This window comes from Nocardia sp. NBC_01388 (assembly GCF_045040085.1).
Classification (GTDB): Bacteria; Actinomycetota; Actinomycetes; order Mycobacteriales; family Mycobacteriaceae; genus Nocardia.
On sequence record NZ_CP109553.1, the window covers coordinates 252,217 to 269,955 of the forward strand.

The 17,739-nt window shown below is 65.8% G+C and carries 18 protein-coding genes; 11 read left to right on the top strand and 7 right to left on the bottom strand.

Annotated features, from left to right (window positions below):
* Position 1: 1 nt before the first annotated feature.
* Positions 2-373 carry a hypothetical protein gene (locus OG716_RS01150; protein ID WP_405135862.1) on the top strand — a complete coding sequence of 124 codons (372 nt, stop codon included), beginning with the start codon at positions 2-4 and terminating at the stop codon, positions 371-373.
* Between the two features lie 115 nt (positions 374-488).
* Complete coding sequence (locus OG716_RS01155; protein WP_405135863.1) at positions 489-1,400, top strand: ADP-ribosylglycohydrolase family protein; 912 nt, start codon at positions 489-491, stop codon at positions 1,398-1,400.
* A gap of 65 nt (positions 1,401-1,465) precedes the next feature.
* Here the strand turns inward: OG716_RS01155 and OG716_RS01160 are convergent, their stop codons facing one another.
* Together OG716_RS01160 and OG716_RS01165 are read right to left on the bottom strand one after the other, a co-directional pair.
* Positions 1,466-2,293 (bottom strand): PhzF family phenazine biosynthesis protein, encoded by an 828-nt coding sequence (locus OG716_RS01160; protein WP_405135864.1) that lies wholly within the window; start codon positions 2,291-2,293, stop codon positions 1,466-1,468.
* A gap of 145 nt (positions 2,294-2,438) precedes the next feature.
* On the bottom strand, positions 2,439-4,874 hold the full coding sequence (locus OG716_RS01165) for an HAD-IC family P-type ATPase (RefSeq protein WP_405135865.1): 2,436 nt from the start codon (positions 4,872-4,874) through the stop codon (positions 2,439-2,441).
* A 175-nt stretch (positions 4,875-5,049) separates the two neighbouring features.
* Between OG716_RS01165 and rarD the strand changes: the two genes are divergently transcribed.
* Together rarD and OG716_RS01175 are read left to right on the top strand one after the other, a co-directional pair.
* A complete protein-coding gene (rarD, locus tag OG716_RS01170; RefSeq protein ID WP_405135866.1) occupies positions 5,050-5,973 on the top strand; it encodes an EamA family transporter RarD in 924 nt (307 codons plus the stop codon).
* Between the two features lie 153 nt (positions 5,974-6,126).
* A complete protein-coding gene (locus OG716_RS01175) occupies positions 6,127-6,270 on the top strand; it encodes a hypothetical protein (RefSeq protein ID WP_405135867.1) in 144 nt (47 codons plus the stop codon).
* Here the strand turns inward: OG716_RS01175 and OG716_RS01180 are convergent.
* From OG716_RS01180 to OG716_RS01190, 3 genes are all read right to left on the bottom strand, one after another.
* Positions 6,263-6,601 (bottom strand): hypothetical protein, encoded by a 339-nt coding sequence (locus tag OG716_RS01180; RefSeq protein ID WP_405135869.1) that lies wholly within the window; start codon positions 6,599-6,601, stop codon positions 6,263-6,265. The genes OG716_RS01175 and OG716_RS01180 overlap by 8 nt on opposite strands.
* Entirely contained in the window at positions 6,598-7,590 is a 993-nt protein-coding gene (locus OG716_RS01185) for a hypothetical protein (RefSeq protein WP_405135870.1), read from the bottom strand. Before OG716_RS01185 ends, OG716_RS01180 begins: the two co-directional genes overlap by 4 nt.
* 519 nt (positions 7,591-8,109) lie before the next feature.
* Positions 8,110-8,673, bottom strand: coding sequence for a GNAT family N-acetyltransferase (locus tag OG716_RS01190; RefSeq protein WP_405135871.1), 564 nt, complete (start codon positions 8,671-8,673; stop codon positions 8,110-8,112).
* 356 nt (positions 8,674-9,029) lie between these two features.
* Between OG716_RS01190 and OG716_RS01195 the strand changes: the two genes are divergently transcribed.
* The 3 genes from OG716_RS01195 to OG716_RS01205 all read left to right on the top strand — a co-directional run bounded on the left by OG716_RS01195 (position 9,030) and on the right by OG716_RS01205 (position 10,540).
* Positions 9,030-9,500 (top strand): PPOX class F420-dependent oxidoreductase, encoded by a 471-nt coding sequence (locus tag OG716_RS01195; RefSeq protein ID WP_405135872.1) that lies wholly within the window; start codon positions 9,030-9,032, stop codon positions 9,498-9,500.
* A gap of 84 nt (positions 9,501-9,584) precedes the next feature.
* Positions 9,585-10,010: a hypothetical protein gene (locus OG716_RS01200; RefSeq protein WP_405135873.1), complete on the top strand. Its 426-nt coding sequence runs from the start codon at positions 9,585-9,587 to the stop codon at positions 10,008-10,010.
* Positions 10,011-10,135: 125 nt separating this feature from the next.
* Positions 10,136-10,540, top strand: a complete 405-nt coding sequence (locus OG716_RS01205) for an SRPBCC family protein (protein ID WP_405135874.1) — start codon at positions 10,136-10,138, stop codon at positions 10,538-10,540.
* A 174-nt stretch (positions 10,541-10,714) separates the two neighbouring features.
* Here OG716_RS01205 and OG716_RS01210 read toward each other — a convergent pair whose 3' ends face one another.
* A complete protein-coding gene (locus OG716_RS01210) occupies positions 10,715-11,209 on the bottom strand; it encodes a hypothetical protein (protein WP_405135875.1) in 495 nt (164 codons plus the stop codon).
* A gap of 734 nt (positions 11,210-11,943) precedes the next feature.
* On the opposite strand from OG716_RS01210, the gene OG716_RS01215 reads away from it, so the two are divergent.
* The 4 genes from OG716_RS01215 to OG716_RS01230 all read left to right on the top strand — a co-directional run bounded on the left by OG716_RS01215 (position 11,944) and on the right by OG716_RS01230 (position 15,616).
* Positions 11,944-12,387 (top strand): MarR family winged helix-turn-helix transcriptional regulator, encoded by a 444-nt coding sequence (locus tag OG716_RS01215; RefSeq protein ID WP_405135876.1) that lies wholly within the window; start codon positions 11,944-11,946, stop codon positions 12,385-12,387.
* Between the two features lie 316 nt (positions 12,388-12,703).
* Positions 12,704-13,336 (top strand): NAD(P)-dependent oxidoreductase, encoded by a 633-nt coding sequence (locus OG716_RS01220; RefSeq protein ID WP_405135877.1) that lies wholly within the window; start codon positions 12,704-12,706, stop codon positions 13,334-13,336.
* A gap of 225 nt (positions 13,337-13,561) precedes the next feature.
* Positions 13,562-13,963 carry a hypothetical protein gene (locus OG716_RS01225; RefSeq protein ID WP_405135878.1) on the top strand — a complete coding sequence of 134 codons (402 nt, stop codon included), beginning with the start codon at positions 13,562-13,564 and terminating at the stop codon, positions 13,961-13,963.
* Positions 13,964-14,119: 156 nt separating this feature from the next.
* Positions 14,120-15,616: a flavin-containing monooxygenase gene (locus OG716_RS01230; protein WP_405135879.1), complete on the top strand. Its 1,497-nt coding sequence runs from the start codon at positions 14,120-14,122 to the stop codon at positions 15,614-15,616.
* Positions 15,617-15,696: 80 nt separating this feature from the next.
* On the opposite strand, the gene ligA is transcribed toward OG716_RS01230, so the two are convergent.
* Positions 15,697-17,688: an NAD-dependent DNA ligase LigA gene (gene ligA / locus OG716_RS01235; protein ID WP_405135880.1), complete on the bottom strand. Its 1,992-nt coding sequence runs from the start codon at positions 17,686-17,688 to the stop codon at positions 15,697-15,699.
* Between the last annotated feature and the right edge of the window lie 51 nt (positions 17,689-17,739).

Here is a 17,739-nt window from a genome sequence, read left to right on the forward strand (position 1 = left end):
CATGTCCAACATGGATATTGCGCTGAAGGACATGATGGTTGTCGATGGTGCGCTCGGCGCAGCCGTGGTCGACTACAACAGCGGGATGGCGCTCGGCATGCTCGGCAGCTCCAAGGCCCTGGATCTGCAGGTCGCCGCCGCCGGCAATACCGAAGTGGTGCGCGCCAAGATGCGCACCATCGAACAGCTCGGTCTCAATGAGGAGGTCGAGGACATTCTCATCACGCTCTCCGCTCAATACCACATCATCCGGCCCATGACCGGTCGTAAATCCAAGGGCCTGTTCCTCTATCTCGCCCTCGATCGCGGCCGCGCCAATCTCGCCATGGCCCGGCACCGCCTCAAGGGCATCGAGGAGGAGCTGGAGGTCTAGCAGCGCGGCCGGCGGTCCCCGGACACACCGGGGGCCAGCGGCGGGCTCCTACGCGCTGTCGTAACGTCGTGGAGGATGGTCTTCAGGCGTGCGGATCGAGAGGGGCTGAGCTCGGATGGAACTGACGGCGGAGCAGGCGGATCGGGCGGCGGGGGTGCTGCTGGGAACGGCGGCGGGCGATGCGCTCGGCGCGGGCTACGAGTTCACCCATCCCAGTCCGAATGTGGTGATCGAGATGAAGGGCGGCGGGGCCTTCGACTGGGCGCCGGGGGAGTGGACCGATGACACCTCCATGGCCGTCGCGGTGGCGCGGGCGGCCGCCGAATCGGTGAATCTGCACGAGGAGCCCGGACTCGACGCGGTGGCCGCCGAGTTCATCACCTGGTGGGATTCCAAGCCTGCCGATGTCGGTGCGCAGACCAGCCAGGTGCTGCAGTGGCGCAGCCCGACCGGCCGCCAGATGCAGATCCACGCGCACGAACTCGGTGGCCTCAAGGCCGGTAACGGGTCGCTCATGCGCACCGCCCCGGTGGCGCTGGCGTACCTCGACGACGAGGCGCACTGCGGTAAGGCCGCGGCGGTGGTCAGCTCCCTCACCCACTACGACATGCAGGCCATGCAGGCTTGCAAGCTGTGGACCCTGGCCATCCGGCACGCGGTGCTGTACGGCACCTATGACGGTGTGCGGCAATCGCTTTCGATGGTGGACGCCGGATTCTGGGGACCGCTGCTGGACAAGGCCGAAACCGGTGCGCCCGAGGATTTCCCCAAGAACGGCTGGGTGGTGCACGCCCTGCAGACGGCCTGGTGGGCCATCACCCACACCGATTCCCTGCCCGCCGCACTGGAACTCGCGGTGCGCGCCGGTGGTGATACCGATACCACGGCCGCCATCGCCGGTGGTCTGCTCGGTGCGCGCTGGGGCGCCTCGGCCGTTCCGGAGCAGTGGCGGGCCATGCTGCACGGGTATCCGGGCTACCGGGCCGAGGATCTGACGGCGCTCACCGAGCGCATTGTCGATCGCTGAAGCGGACGGTGTCGATCGCTGAAGCGGACGGTGTCGATCGCTGAGCGGAGCGGTCGCCGAAACCCTCAGTCGGGCAGGCGAACTACGCCGTCGAGATAGCGGCGGCAGCGTCCGGCCAACCGGACGCGGCTGCCCGCCAGCGTGCATCGCAGCGCACCGCCGCGTGCGGACAGCTGCCGGGCCGACATGGCGTTGCGACCGAGCTCGCGACTCCACAGTGGTGTCAGTTGCGCATGGGCGGAACCGGTTACGGGATCCTCGGGAATGCCCACGCCCGGTGCGAAGACGCGCGAGACGAAGTCGGCCTCGTCACCCGTCGCGGTGACGATGGCGGCTCTGTTGAGCTTCGGGAAGGCCGAGAAGTTCGGATGTACTTCTCGCACTTCCGCTTCCGAGGTGAGTATCAGCACCACATCGGTGCCCTCGAAGGCGCGCAGCGGCCGCACGCCGAGGGCCGCGGCGAGGGCGTGCGGTACTTCGCCGTGCACGTCGATTTCGGCCGAGGGGACGGCCGGCAGATCCAGCACCAGATCATCGCGGTCCCGGTCGACGCGCAACCAGCCACTGCGGGTGAAGAAGTGCACGCGATCCGCGCCCGGATGCATATCGTCCAGAATCTGCGCGGCGGCCGCGAGGGTGGCATGCCCGCACAGTGCCACCTCGGTGGCCGGGGTGAACCAGCGCAGATGGAAGGCGGGCGAGTTGTCCGGCGGCGCACCGGCGTCCGGCGGTAGCGCGGAGGTGTAGAAGGCGGTCTCGGCGAGATTGTTCTCCTCGGCCAGGTGTTGCAGCAGTTCATCCGGCAGCCATGACAGCAGCGGCATCACGGCCGCCGGATTGCCCGAGAACGGTGCGTCGGCGAACGCGTCGATCTGGTGCAGCAGGACCTCCATGGGGGCCAAGGTACCCCTTCGGTCAAAGAACGTCCGGGACAAGGTAGTTCACCGGCGAGCCAAACCATGCGACCAGTTTGGATTTGACAGCGGCGGCGGCGCACCTGAGGGTGCGCCGCCGCCGAAGTGCGGAATACCGCTGGGATCAGTCGTTTTCGCGAGCCGAGGCGCGCAGCAGATGCGCCTCACCGCCGTAGAACTTGGCGCTGAGCCACCACGCCACCTCGACCAGTACCACACCGATCGCACCGCAGATAATGGCCGAGGTGGTGAGCGCGATATTGCTCGGATCGAGCTTGAAGAAGTGACGCGTGAACGGCACCGCGAACAGAATCAGGTAGCCGGCAACGGAACCCGCGATCAGCAGCAGCTTCCACCAGTTCCACGGCCGCGCCACGATGGCCAGCACCCACACCGCGATGATCAGCAGCGTGATGAGCGCGGTGGTGCCCGCCTGCACCTTCGCGGTGTCGCCGGCATCCGGTCCCTTATAGGCGATCAGGTACGCGATGAAGGTCATCACGCCGATCACCAGACCGGACGGAATCGCCAATCGCATGACGCGCCCGACGAATCCGGTGCGCGCGCGTTCATTGTTCGGCGCCAGCGACAGGATGAAGGCCGGAATGCCGATGGTGAACCAGGCCGCGATCGTCACATGCCGTGGCAGGAACGGATATCCGATCGCTTTGTAGTGGAAGATCTGCGAGCCGATGCCCGCGATGCCGACCAGGAAGGCCAGCACCACCGAGTACACGGTCTTGGTCAGAAACAGATTGGAGACCCGCTCGATATTGCCGATCACCCGCCGGCCCTCGCCGACCACGTACGGCAGGGTCGCGAACCTGTTGTCCAGCAGCACGATCTGCGCCACCGAGCGGGTGGCCGGGCTGCCCGAGCCCATGGCGACACCGATATCGGCATCCTTCAGCGCGAGCACATCGTTCACGCCGTCACCGGTCATGGCGACGGTGTGCCCGCGCGACTGCAGCGCGGAGACCATGGCGCGCTTCTGATCCGGGCGCACGCGGCCGAAGACGGTTTTGCTCTCCAGCACATCGGCGAGCTCGTTCTGATCGGAGGGCAGCGTGCGCGCGTCCACGGCATCGTCGCCACCGGCCAGCCCCAGCGAGGCGGCTACCGCGCCGACGGAGACGGCATTGTCACCGGAGATGACCTTGGTGGCGACATGCTGCGATTCGAAGTACTCGATGGTCTCCTTGGCATCGGGGCGCACCCGCTGCTCCAGCACCACCAGCGCCGCGGGTGTCACCTCACCGGGCGCATCGGCGGCGTCCACCGGCCGGTCGCCGCTGGCCAGCAACAGCACCCGCAGGCCCTTCGCGCCGATTTCCTGTGCGACAGCGGCGGTTTCGGAGTTCGGATCCAGCAGCACATCGGGTGCGCCGAGCAGCCAGTTGCCGTGCTCGCCGTAGGACGCGCCGCTCCACTTCTTGGCGGAGGAGAACGGTGCGAGTCCGGTCTGCTTCCAGCCGGGGGTGTCCGGCAGCGCCTCGGCAATGGCCGCGACGCTGGCATTCGGCCGCGGATCGCCGCCCGCCAGCGCCGCCAGCACCTGCTTCAATTCCACTTCACGGTCGGCGGATTCGTCGCCGACGGCGCGAATCTCGCTCAGCCGCATACCGTTTTCGGTGAGTGTGCCGGTCTTGTCCGCGCACACCACATCCACCCGCGCCAGTCCCTCGATGGCGGGCAGCTCCTGCACCAGGCATTGCCGCCGCCCCAGCCGCACCACACCGACCGCGAAGGCGATGGAGGTCATCAGCACCAGGCCCTCGGGCACCATCGGCACCAGCGCCGCCACCATGCCGTTGACCGCGGGCCGCCAGGACTCCTTGCTGGAGACCAGCTGGTTGTAGATGGACAGCAGGCCCGCCGGAATCAGCAGGTAGGTGATGACCCGCAGAATGGTGTCGATACCGGTGCGCAGTTCGGATTTGACCAGGGTGAACTTGCTGGCCTCATCGGCGAGCTTGGCGGCGTAGGCATCCTTGCCGACCTTGGTGGCCCGGTACGCGCCGCTGCCGGAGACCACGAAGCTGCCCGACATGATCTGTGCGCCAACGATTTTGTCGATCGGGTCGGCCTCACCGGTGAGCAGCGACTCGTCCACCTCGAGCAGTTCGCACTCCACCGCCTCGCCGTCCACCACGATCTGGTCTCCGGGTCCGAGCTCGATAATGTCGTCGAGCACGATCTCCTGCGGTGCGATCGCCTGCGTTCTGCCCTCCCGGCGCACCACCGGCCGCGCCTGTCCGACGATCGCGAGTTCGTCGAGGGTCTTCTTGGCGCGCAGCTCCTGGATGATGCCGATTCCGCTGTTGGCGATGATCAGCAGGCCGAACATGCCGTCGATGAGCGACCCGGTCGCGATCACCAGAATGAACAGCACACCGAGCAGGGCATTGATGCGCGTGAAGATATTGGCCTTGACGATGTCTCGCACCGAACGGCTGGCCCGCTCCGGGACGTCATTGGTGAGCCCGTCGCGGCGCCGCTGCTCCACCTCTGCCGAGGTGAGTCCGGTCGCGGGTTTCTCATCCTGCGCGGTGATCGACATGATTCACAGCCTAGATGTTTGCTGTGTCCAATTTGCCTCCGCTGCGCTCCGGCGGTTCGTGGCCCTGTTACCCGGTTCTTCCCTCCTCCGCTCCGCCAGTCCAGACCCGGGCGGGCCACGAACTTGCAGGCCGATCCGATAGTCGCCTGGTCGTTGCGCAAGCTAACGTTGAACGGTGTCAGACACACCCGCCGCCGTGACTTCTCGAATCGGGCGGCGCCGCTCCGGCAGGGAAGTGGGTGTGGCCTTCGGTGCGGGCGCCTTCTTCGTCTGGGGCATGTTCCCCGCCTTCTTCGGTCTGCTGACCTTCGCCACCCCCGCCGAGGTGCTGGCCGAGCGAATTCTCTGGACCCTGGTCGTCTCCCTGCTGCTTCTGGTGGTGACCGGCAGAATCCGCGAACTGCGCGGTATCGACGCCCGCACCTGGCGACTGGCCGCGGCGGCCTCGCTGGCGCTGTCCATCAACTGGGGCGTCTACGTCTACGGCGTCATGTCCGAGCAGGTGGTGCAGTGCGCCCTGGGCTACTTCATCAACCCGCTGGTCACAGTTGCCTTCGGCGTCCTCATCTTTCGTGAGCGGCTGCGCCGAGTGCAGTGGCTCGCACTGGGTTTGGGCGCGACCGCCGTCATCGTCCTGACCATCGACTACGGCCGCCCACCCTGGATCGCCCTCATCCTGGCCTGCTCCTTCGCGACCTACGGCCTGATCAAAAAGGTCATCCGCCTCGACGCACTCCCCGGTCTGGCCGCCGAAGGCATCTCCGCCGCCCCCTTCGCGATAATCGCCGTCGTCATCCTGGGCGTCACCGGCCGCGCCACCTTCGGTTCCACCCCCGCCCACTCCGCCCTGCTCATGATCACCGGCCCCGTCACCCTCGTTCCGCTGCTCTTCTTCGCCCTGGCCGCGCCCCGAGTTCCGCTGTCCACCATGGGAATCCTCCAGTACCTCACCCCCGCCCTCCAGCTCACCTGGGGTGTGGCGGTAGGCCACGAACCCATGCCCGCCTCCCGCTGGGCCGGCTTCGCCCTGATCTGGCTGGCCCTGGCCATCTTCACCGTCGATGCCCTCCGCCGCTCCCGCCCGAAGCCGACCGGCTAGGCCGAGGTCGACAGGCCCGGCCCCTGCTCTTCTCGGACATTCGCCGCCAATCCACTGCCCCTCTGCCTACCTCCCACTGCCCTCCGGTGAGTTCGACTGTGGCACAAGAGAATCTGCCCCTCGTACCCTTGAGTCCAGTCAAGGGAGCGACCGGTGAAACACTTTCTGTTCCTGATCCTGGCGATCCTCGTCATCGCCTCGACCTACGACTACGCCAGGTCCTCGGGCCACTACCCCCTTGTTGTCGCAGTGGGAGTTCTCGCCACCCTTCATCTGGTGATGAAGTCGATCAAGTAGTGAATCGACTGTGGCCCAGCAACTTCGAGCCCGCGCCTGACCGTCGGAATCCTCCGCCCTCGATCCAGCGTGCCACGCGCGTAACCGCCCATGCCGCAATTCGATAGGTGATGACGGCGGGCACGATGACCAGGAGCGCAATGCGCAGTGCCAGCGCCAGACCGGCGACGGTCAGGTAACTCAGGCCCATACCGTCGGGCGAACCGAATCCGTGTCGCTGCGACAGTGCCGCCAAGATCAGGCGGAGAGCGAGGTAGAGCGCGACCAGGAGCGTCGGGATGCGGATCAGTCGCCATACGGTGCGGAGTTGGGTGGTGTCGGGGCGTTTCATCGTGCCAGCTCCGGTCCGGAGGTGAGGAAGGCGAGCAGGAGGGCGTTGCCGATGACGCCGCCGGTGGCGAAGCGCAGGCGGGAGCCGCTGCGCAGGGGCAGGCCGACAAGGCCGGCGGTGCGGAACAGGCGGGTGAAGAGGTCGCGGTGGCCGAACGCGCGGGCCGGGGCGAGTGCGAAGCTGGTGGCGGAGACGGAGATTCCGAGAATGACCGGACCGCTGTCGATATCCCCGGCACCGCTGTGGCCGCCCCCGTACTCGTGGATCGCACTGAAGCCGAGGATGCCGCGCTCCTGGTGAAACAACCCGGTCGCCAGCTCACCGGCGAGCGCCCGATCGGCGAATCCGGCGAAGTAGGCCGCCAATCCGGTCCCCGAGGCGCGTGGTGCGTCGTGCGCATGCGCGTCGATACCCATGCGCTGCACCACCAGCCCCGTACCCGGATCGATCTGTACCGCGCGCACCTGCCGAGCCCAGTGCGCGAGCACCGCCGAGTGGTCGACGCCCGTCGCGCGGCCGTGCACCGCTATCGCCGCGGCGACCGCTGCCACATCGGTCGGATAAGCCTCTCCAGGAAGGGTTTCCAGCAACCCGGTCGGCGAGGCGAGCAGCTGCCGCTCGAAAGCGGCGATCATGGCGTCCTGTTGTGCGGCCAGCTGGGGCGGAAACGCCGGATCAACCAAGCGCGCCATCCCGAGCGCGAGCGCAGGATACGAGAGATAGGCATGCGCATGCGGAGTGCTCAAATCCGCTGACCCGTCATCCCCCTTCCAAGCCGCAGTGAACTCGGCACGCATCTCCGGCAGCAGACTCTTCGCCGCCGCCCGAGTCACAATGGGCGCGTATCGTTGCCGCCACTCCGGATGCGCCAAACACACCTGCGCCAACCCCAGCGCCGTCATCTGATGCGCGAGCAACCCCCACATGCCATCGAATTCCGCCCCCGGCCCGGTAGCCCGCCGCTGATCATCGTCAGCCTCGAACGCCACCAACTCCTCAGCCAGCCCATGCACCCGCCCCGCATCCCCGTCGAACCACTCGCCGGCCTCCCGCCCACACCACCACCTCGGCAACAACCCCACAACCAACCCCGCCACCACCACCCCAACCAAGATCGCGAACAACCGCCGAAACCTCAGTGATCGGCGCCCCACGCCGGTCGAACTCCCCATACCCCGAACGTACAGCGATACCCAACAATGCGCCCCGGGCGAACAGATCAATCCGCCGGCCCTGACGAGTCGACTTCGGTCTCTCCCTGACAGTCACGCACGAGATCGCAAGTGCGACAGCACTTTGCAGTCATAGCCCGTTGGCTGATATCAGAACCACGGTAAAGACCTGCCCCGAAAGGGTGACTGGACCTTCTTCGCTCGCGCGCTGACTGCCGCGGCGGTTCTACGAGTAGTGCGCTTCCAGCGGAAGGGCATACCCAACACACTCTGTCGCGCATAATGCGCTGATCGAACCGGTCGGCAGAAGTCCGACGAGCGGGAGCAATCGACTGATCACGCTATGAACGAGTGGAGGTTGGCCAGGCACAGGGTCTGCTCGGCGTCGAACCATTCGAACGTGCCGACCGGCTGGAAGCCCAGACGAATCGCGAGTATGAGCGAGCGTTCGTTGGCTGTCTGTGTCGAGATAAGGACAGGCTGGTTCTGAAGCTCCTCCGCCGCAGCGCATAACACCGCAGTGGCGGCCTCGCGCGCCAGTCCGGCTCCCCAGGCGTCGGGGCGCATCAGGTAACCCAGTTCCAGTTCTTCACCGGTAACGGTGACGTGGCCTGGCCAGTCGGCTGGTCGCCGTTTGAGTTCGAATGTCCCGAGCAGGTCGTCGGTGGCCTTGTCGGCGATGATGAAGGTGCCGGGCGTGGTCGTCGCGTTGGCTGCGCCGCCGATCTCGTCGAGGTACTGCTCGACACGCTGCCGTGGGAGCGGGCCCCCGATATAGGCTCCGACCTGCGGGTCGGTGCGGAGCTCGATGAGTCTGTCCCGGTCGGTGTTCTGTGCCTTGCGCAGCAGAACTCGCTCCGCTGTAATCCTGTCCACAGACAACATCGGCAACCGGCTCATTCGGCCCCCTTGCTGAACGTGATCTATCAGACCCAAACGAGCGTATCCGGAACTGCCGCGACCCGCGCGCTGGTCGGTTATCCAAACTGGTTGGCCGACAGCGCTTCCGGTTGCGCGCTCATACCGATGAGCGGATACTCCGACTTCGGATGGACACTGGCAGTTGATCTTCCGCCGCACCCTGCGGTCCGTACGGTCAGCAATCCGAATGGCAGTTTGTCGCAAGCGATTTCTCAGTGCGAACTCTTCGGCTTCGCCTGTAAGGCGGGCCGGTACTCGACCGGGGACTGCGCGGCGTGCGTATCGTGGTTCCTGGCCACGACGTACGGTGCCGGAGGGTGGTAGTCATGGGCATCTTGGCGAATTTCGGCAGCGGGATGAATCTGGTGTACGACAGACTGCGGGATCGGCGCGCGTTTTCGATCACCGAATCGGGCGCGATGGCCGGGGATTTCGAAGGTTTGCGCGGGCACCGGCACGCGGTGCTGGTGACGTTCCGGCGTAGCGGCGAGCCGGTGCCGTCGCCGGTCTGGTTCGGGATCGATGGTGAAGGGCTCGCCTATGTCTTCACCGAGCGGAAGTCGGGGAAGGTCAAGCGGATCCGGAACAATCCGCATGCGCTGATCGCGCCCTGCAATGTGCGGGGGAAGCCGCTCGGTCCGGCGGTGAGGGCTACGGTGCGCGTGCTCGGCGAATCCGACTGGCCACGTGCCGAGCAGGCTCGCAACTCGATATACCGCGTGTGGCCTCAACTCTATGACAGGGTCTTCTTCGGCGGCGTACCGGAGGACACGGTGTACCTGGAGCTCGCGCCGCGGCTTTCCTGACCGCGTCGGCATCGAATTCGAGTCGAAGAGTGAAGAGCGCCTGAGTATTCTGAGATTTTGGCGACGTTACTCGAGGATGCTCGGATGGCCGCCTATATCGATCGGAAGGGGCCGTCGATGCCCGCCCTGCCCTGGTCTGCCGGAGTCTACAAACCCGCTGACGGACACCAGTTACATGTTCTGACCACCAATTTGCCGCTGACCCGTTACCGAGATGTCCCACGGTTCCTGCGTTGGACGGTGAAGATCCGTACCCAACTGAAGTCCGCCCCGGGCTGTGCCGGTTACACAATGGACGCGAAGCCGTTCACCAAGACTTTCTGGACCCTGTCCGCCTGGTCCGACAGGCAGGCCATGGAAAGGTTCGTGTACAGCGGTGCGCACGCGGACATGTTGAAGGACATGGCCGGTCGTCTCGGCAATCCGCACTTCGCCGACTCCACAGCAATTTCCGCCGACCTTCCGCTCTCCTGGGCCGATGCCCGCAGCCGGATAAAACGAGCCACCTGACCTCGAGTGGACCGTCAGAACATCGCAACGAGAGGCATCTGATCGAAAGTTCCTATGGCACTGCTCCTTCCCTGGCGCGGGTGCGATGATCGCATCACGGTTCCGAATGTGGAAGGAGCAGTGCCATGGCTTCGATCTCCCGAGAGATCCTCATCGATGCTTCGTCGCGGGAGGTGTGGGCGGTGGTCGCCGATTTCGTCGACGGTCCACTCCTGATGGCCCCCGGCCTGGTCACCGCTAGCACCGACCTGAGTGACGGCGTCCGCGAGGTGACCTTCGCCCACGGCACCGTAGTCCGCGAACGACTTATCACTGTCGACCACGAAGCCCGTCGCTTCGTCTACTCGGTCGTGGGCGGGACCGTGACGCCACTGCACGACAACGCGGTCATGCAGGTGTACACCAACGGCGACAACACCACCCGTTTCGTGTGGAGCCGCGACATCCTGCCCGACGCCATGGCCACCGCCTTCACGGCCACCATGGATCAAGCCCTGATCATCTTCAAGAAAACAGTCGAATCCGCCTGATCCACACTCGGCCTTCGCAACGCACCATCTGCCGATTCCAGGATGTCATTGCGGAGTCGGTGACATGGAGGTCTGCTCGTGGTGCGGCCAGGCGCCGGGTGGTCTGCTCAGGTGAGGTAGACGGCCACACCGATTGATGCGGCACATGCCAGCGTCAACAGCTGCAGAGTGCGCTCAGCCCAGCGTGAATGTCGCGTGGCCCGCGATGTGCTCGAGATCCACATTCTGCGGATAGACCTCGGAGTACGTGTCGATCGTCGCCTCGACCTTCCCGGCGCCCGGCCCCATACCCATACCGGTGATCACATTGTCCGGCATGCCGACCACCGTGGTGCCTTCGACGCGCTGTGACTGCCCACCGGTCTGGCCGGTGTCGTCATTCCGCCAATGCACAGTGACTTGGTATGCCCCGCAGAACTCCCCGGTCTGCGTGATCTTCAACCGGACACCGAACACGCCGGACTGCGGCTGCGGCACGGTCTCGGCTTTGATGATCGCGGCACAGTCGGGACCCGGAACCCGTGTGAGGGTCGAGGTGAACTGGGCAACCGGATCGGTGGAGTTGGCACCGGCAGTCCCGGTGAACGCGCTCCACGCGGCCACCATCGCCGCCGCGACCACACCCGTACGGAACGTGAACTGTTGCAGGGAAACGTTTTTCAATCTCATGCCCGTCTGTCGCCCTGCGCATGGATGACGTTATGCCTTCCCGAGCCCTCAATTTCAGGGGCTGGCCGACACCCGCCGCGAGGTCGAGTCTCGACGGCGATGCGCATCGGTGATTACTCACCTGATCGGACGAACGGACTGCAGTGCCGCGACCCGCGCGTTTCGAACCCGCCAGCGCTAGCATGTGGAATATCAACGGGCGGAGCGCTGCTCGGTCACCGGCAATGCACGATAACGCCGACTTCGCAGCCCGTCCCTATCGGTACACAACGCCCGCACTGCGGGTTGTGATGGTGTTGGTGAGACGTCGAATTCGTCCGACCCAGCCGCACCAGCTCGGACCACCTGACCCTGGCCCTGAAAAGGATGAGTCTGGGCTGTGACGGCGGGTCGCGAGCTGGGTGAGCCGCGGAGCGCGGTGGTTTCGCGGGTGAACTGGCGGTCGGCAAGCACGGCATGAGCGCGATCCCGCTCACCCGGCGGCTGATCATCCTCGGCCAGTCTGCGAGCACCAGATCACCAGTTCTCTAATTTGTCAGCTTTCATTACTAATATAGTCATATGTCCGAACCGATGACAAGAGTGACAGGCATGAGGTCGCCGGGGGGGTGGGTGGCACATGCGGAACGCAGCGTGCACAGCGCCGCGGCACACGCCTGCGCCGTCGTCGAATCGACGGCGGCGTAGGGTGTGAACCTCGCGGAATCAGGCGGGCGATGGAGCTGGGGAGCGACGTGGACGACGAGCAGTGGGTTGATCTGGGGACGTCGTTGTTCATTCCGTACCGGTACACCGAGGACCGGATTTTCCGGGCCCTGCACGATGCCGGGTTCGACGATTGGACCCTGACTCAGTGCCGGGTGTTCCAGCGCATCGCTCAGGACGGTTCGCGCCTCACGGACCTCGCTGAACAGGCACAAATGACCAAGCAAAGCGCCAGTGCGATGGTCGACCAGCTGGAAAGTCTGGGCTACGTCCGCAGGATCCCCGACCCCGCGGATGGCCGCGCCCGGCTGATCGTGATCGAGCGACGTGGCCGGCGGGCGATCCAGGTGGCCAAGGCGACACGCGACGAGATCCTCGCGGAGTGGAAGGAATACCTGGGCACCCGCAACTTCGCATTGCTGCAGCAGATCCTGGATCAACTCCGCGAGATCACCGACCCCTACGCGCGGTAGGCCCGTCCATATCGACTGTTCGCACCGATTCCCGCTGGCCCCGAGCCTCCGGGACCCGGCGGCCGACGGGCTTCGACGCCGCCTTGACATAGTCAGGTTTGGTTACTAAATTGGGTGATGATCCTGACGATGTTCCGGTGATGCGCGGCCGATCGCCGCAGTGCGCGGCGCCCAGACGTGAGCCGATCATTGCCGCACAGGCCGCCGCCGACAGCGGCCTGAAGGGTCCGGCACGGCATGGGCGGGAATCGGCCCCATGCCGCTGGGGCGCAACACAAGCACGTCCATTCATTCCTTCAGCAGAGAGCGAAGTATCGTGAAGTTTCTTGTTCTTGGAGCAACCGGTCGCACCGGCGTCCTCTTCGTGAAAAAAGCATTGGACCAGGGACACCAGGTCACCGCCCTGGTTCGGCGGGCCGGCGCCGGCATTGATCCGCGCGCTCAAATCGTCGCCGGCGACGTCACCGACGCCACTGTGATCGCAACGGCAGCCCGAGGCCACGACGCGATCATCAGCACGCTCGGAGTGAAGAACGCCCGTGAGACCCCGACGCTGATCACCGATACCGTCCGCGCAGTCATCGCATCCGCGAAAACATCAGGCGTGGACCGTTTCGTCATCCTGTCTGCGTTCGGAGTCGGCGACTCCCTCGCCAAAGCCTCATTCCTCGTCGGCCCCATTTTCCGAACCGTGCTTCGGAAAACCTACGCAGACAAAGCCGCATCGGAAGTGCTCCTGAGAGCCAGCGATCTGAAGTGGACCCTCGAATACCCCGGGGCATTGAACAACGGTGACAGCACCCGCTACAACACCGTTGCGCTCGCGGACGCCACGAAGTTGCCGATCTTCCCCTCAACCTCTCGCGCCAATGTCGCCGACTTCCTCCTCCATTCCGCCGTGGAAGACACCTTCATCCGTCAGATCGCCGTAGTCACCGACGCCAAATAGGTCACCGATGCCGGCCCAAGAAGCACCGATCAGCCAGTTCGTGGCCATCCGAACGCACCATACTGCCGCGACTCGCGCGTTTCGACGCGGCCGGTACCGCCATCCAGAGGATCAACTGCCGAGGTGAACTCGGGCTGTTCCAGTGCACGCACACGCCGATGACCGAGTAGTTCATGGCGGTAGCGGGCGCGGTCGAATCGGCCAGCAGGCAGGATGAGGCCTTGGATGATGGTGGGGGCTGCGGATCTGCCGGCAGATGGCAAACGTCTGGGGTGGGAGATTCGCGCCTCGGTGTCGGTGGGCCGGCTTATTCTTGCCGAAGATCGAGAGCGCCAAAGGCTTTCGCTGAAATCGGGTGGGGTGCCCATGGGGTGGCGTCAATCAGGGCGGCGACGATTTTCGTCGTACACGGGAATTCTTGCCGCGTATGTTGTCGTGTTGATCATTGTGTCGGTATACGGATGGCACTCGCCGCTGCTACGTCTTGTGGTCGTAGCCGGCGTCGTCGCAACCGTCGTGGCGACAGTGCTGCTGGAGGTCGTGTTGCGGGTCTACCGTCGGCGCTACGTCCCGATGAACCAACCTCTGGCCAGCGCGCCGAAAACCAATCGCAGAGCGGGCTCCTAGCCCTCCGCGTCGAGAACATTCAGCCGCTCAACACCTACCATGACCGCCTCCGGCCGCACCGTGGCCCGGACGTTCTGAGTAGCCCACCGGGGAACCGGCTGAACTTGCGCCGCCGGCGGGTTAGCATCGGGGGTCTTTCGACGCGAGGGGGCTGGTGTGACGGTCGAGTGCAAACGGGTTGTCGTGGTCGGGGCGGGCATTGCGGGGCTGGTGACGGCAAAGGTGTTGCGCGACGATGGATTCGACGTGACGGTGGTGGAGAAGGAGTCGGCGATCGGCGGGGTGTGGGCGCCGTCGCGGACCTATCCAGGTTTGCGTACCAACAACTCTCGTGAGACGTATGCGTTCTCCGACCATCCCTACGAACACGGCGCGGACGTATTTCCGACGGCCGAGCAGGTGCGTGCCTACCTGGCGTCGTACGTCGCCCGATTCGAGCTGGACCCGCTGATCCGGCTATCCACCGAGGTGATCGAGGTGGCACGGCACGGGCAGGCGTTTGCGGTGGCCGTTGTCGGCCCGCAAGGGCGGGAACACCTTTCGTGCGATTTTGTGGTGGTATGCGCCGGTACGTACTCCGAACCGGAAATACCGCGGATCGCAGGCATCGACAGGTTCGCCGGGACCGTAGTGCATTCGAGCGAGGCGACCGGTCCCGCTCTCTTCACGGGTAAGAGAGTCGTTGTGGTGGGTGCCGGAAAGTCGGCGCTGGACTGCGCCGCGTGGGCCGCCGAACACGCACAACGATGCACACTCGTATTCCGCACCCCACACTGGATGGCGCCGCGCTGGTTTCCGGGCCGGGTCCCGGCCGATCAGGTGCTGTTGGGCCGGGTGACCGAGCTGTTTCTGCCTTACCATCGACGCGATCGGGTCGAGCGGTTCCTGCACGGACGCGGTCGAGTCCTCACTCGAATCTTCTGGCGGACAGTCGAACTGCTCCTGCGCGTGCTGCTGCGCATGCCGCCGGTTCTCGTCCCTGATCAGCGATTGCCACACGGGCTGGAGAATGCCGGCTTCACCTCGGAGTTCTACGATCTGGTCCGCCATGGCCGAATCGACCTGCGCCGCGACACCATTGCGGAGTTCGGGGACGACGCCGCGGTGCGATTGACCGGTGGCGACCGGCTGGAGGCCGATATCGTCCTGTTCGCCACCGGGTGGCGCCAGACGCTGCCGTTCCTGACCGCCGAACTCCTGGCAACGGTGCTGCAAGACAGTCAATTTCGACTCTATCGGCACATTCTGCCGCCCACCGAACCTCGCCTCGGCTTTGTCGGCTACGCCTCCTCCACGGCGTGTCAGCTCACCTCCGAGGTCTCCGCACACTGGCTCTCACAGGTGTTCGGCGGTGGGCTGACCCTCCCCGGCGCCGACGCGATGAGCATCGAAATCGACCGGGTGCAGTCCTGGCTGGCCGAGGAATTCCCGGGCCGCGCACAGGGTTTCTACGTCGGCCCGCACCTGATCCACCACATCGATGAACTACTCACCGATATGGGCGTATCGACCCGGCGCACCCGCAACGTCGTCACCGAGTACTTCGGCACATTCACGCCCGCCCGTTATACCGACCTCACAGAACAGCGGCAATCGCTGCAAACCTCCGAGCAGCCGGGTTCGTCCGGATCCGATACTGGCCGAGCAGGGTGAATACGGCGCTCAATAGCTGTGGGCGTGACGGTCGAGGAGCGCCGGTCAGCCTCTGTCACAGGCTGATCCGGGCCCCGGCGTCAGATGATCATGGCGGCTATCAACAGGTCCCAGATCTCGCCCTGGTCGACGACCTGGACGCCGAGCTTTTCCGCCTTGGTCAGTTTGCTTTCGCCGACTCCCGCGCCGGTGATGAGCATGTCGGTGTTCGCCGAAACCGAGGATGCCGCTGTGGCGCCGGCCTTTTCGCACAGGCGCTGGAAGGTCGGGCGGGCGACCTTCTCGCCGGAGCGGGGGTCGCTGATGGCTCCGGTGATCACCACCGACTTGCCCTCCAGCGGCGCGCCGGCGGCGATGACCGGGGGGAGATCCTCCGCGCGCACGTCCAGGGAGACGCCTGCCTCGCGGAGGCGCTCGAGTTCCGGGCGCAGGCGGGTGAGGTGGGCGACCAGGGAGGCGGCGACCTTCGGGCCGATATCCTCCACGGCCACAAGCTTTTCCTCGCCCGCGTCGGCGACCTCCTCGAGGGAGCCGAATCCGGCGCGAGCCAGGCGGGCGGCGGTGCCGTCGGAGGCCATCGGGATCGCCAGGCCGATCAGCGCGCGGCGCAGGCCGACCTCGCGGCTGGCGTCGATCGAATCGATCATGCGCGCGGCCGAGACCTCGCCCATGCGGTCGAATTCGAGCAGGCGCTCCTTGGTCAGCGTGTAGAAGTCCGAGGGGTTCTCCAGGATGCCCGCTTCGGCAAGACGTTCGATCCACACCCCGCCGATGGCATCGATATCCGCCGCCGCGCGCGAGGCCCAGTGAATCAGCCGCCGCACCGTCTGCGCGGGGCAGGCGACGTTGGTGCAGAACAGTTCTCGGCTATTGCCCTGCTCGGTGACCGGCTGCCCGCAGGAGGGGCAGACGGTCGGCGGCACGATCTCGCGCTCCTCGCCGGTGCGCTTGGAGGCGTCCAGCACACCCGCGACGAACGGGATCACATCACCCGCGCGGCGTACCAGCACGGTGTCACCGACTCTGACATCGCGAGCGCGGATCACCTCCTGATTGGCCAGCGTCGCCTTGGTGACCGTGGTGCCGCCCACGAACACCGGCTCCAGCCAGGCGACCGGGACGATCTTGCCCGTCTTGCCGACATCCCAGACCACATCGGCCAGCAGTGTGGTCTTCTCCTCGGCGGCGAATTTGAATGCCAGCGCACCACGCGGGGAGTTCGACCGAATCCCGGCCGCCGCGTAGGCATCTCGATCGGCCAGCCGCAGCACCGCGCCATCGAGGTCGTAGTCCAGATCATTGCGACCCTGCTCGATCGCGGTGATCGCCGCCTGCGCCTGCTCGGCATCGGCGCAGAGCCGCATCTGCGCGCCCGCGACCCCCAGCGCCCGCAGACCCTCGCCGAGATCGACCGCAGCTCCGTCGTCCGAGGTATCCAGGTCGAAGCCGAAGAACTGCAACCGGCGCTCGGAGACCGTGGCCGGATCCTTCGCCCGCAGCGTGCCCGCCGCGGCATTGCGCGGATTGATCAGCGGTTTGTCCGGATGCGCCGTGTTGTAGGCGACGAAGGTCGAACGCAGCATCACCGCCTCACCGCGCACCTCCACCCGCTCCGGGACGTCGATCCGCTCGGGCACACCGTCCACCAGGGCGCGGACCAGCATGGTCACATCGTCACCGGTGGTGCCGTCGCCCCGGGTGATGGCACGCACCAGCCGCCCGTCCTCGTAGACCAGGGCCAGGGACAGGCCGTCGAGCTTCGGCATCACCACCACCGACTGTCCGGGGAAGCGGCCGAAGAACGCCGCGACCTGCTCCGGCTTGGTCGACTTCTCGAGCGACAGCATCGGGCGCGAATGCCGGATCGGCGCGTGCAGCACCGCGGGCGCGCCGACCTGCTCCAGCGGATTCGGATCCGGTGCGAGGTCCGGGTGCGCCTCGATCAGACCGCGTAGCTCGTCCTCGATCGCGTCGTACTCGGCGTCCGCGAGCAGTGGTGCGCCCTGGTAATAGCCGTCGCGCAGCGCCACGATGCGGTCCGCGAGCTCTTGGATGTGTTCACCGGTTTCCACAGCACAGACGCTACCGATACCCACTGACACCTGCGCGCACTGACGCGGCGT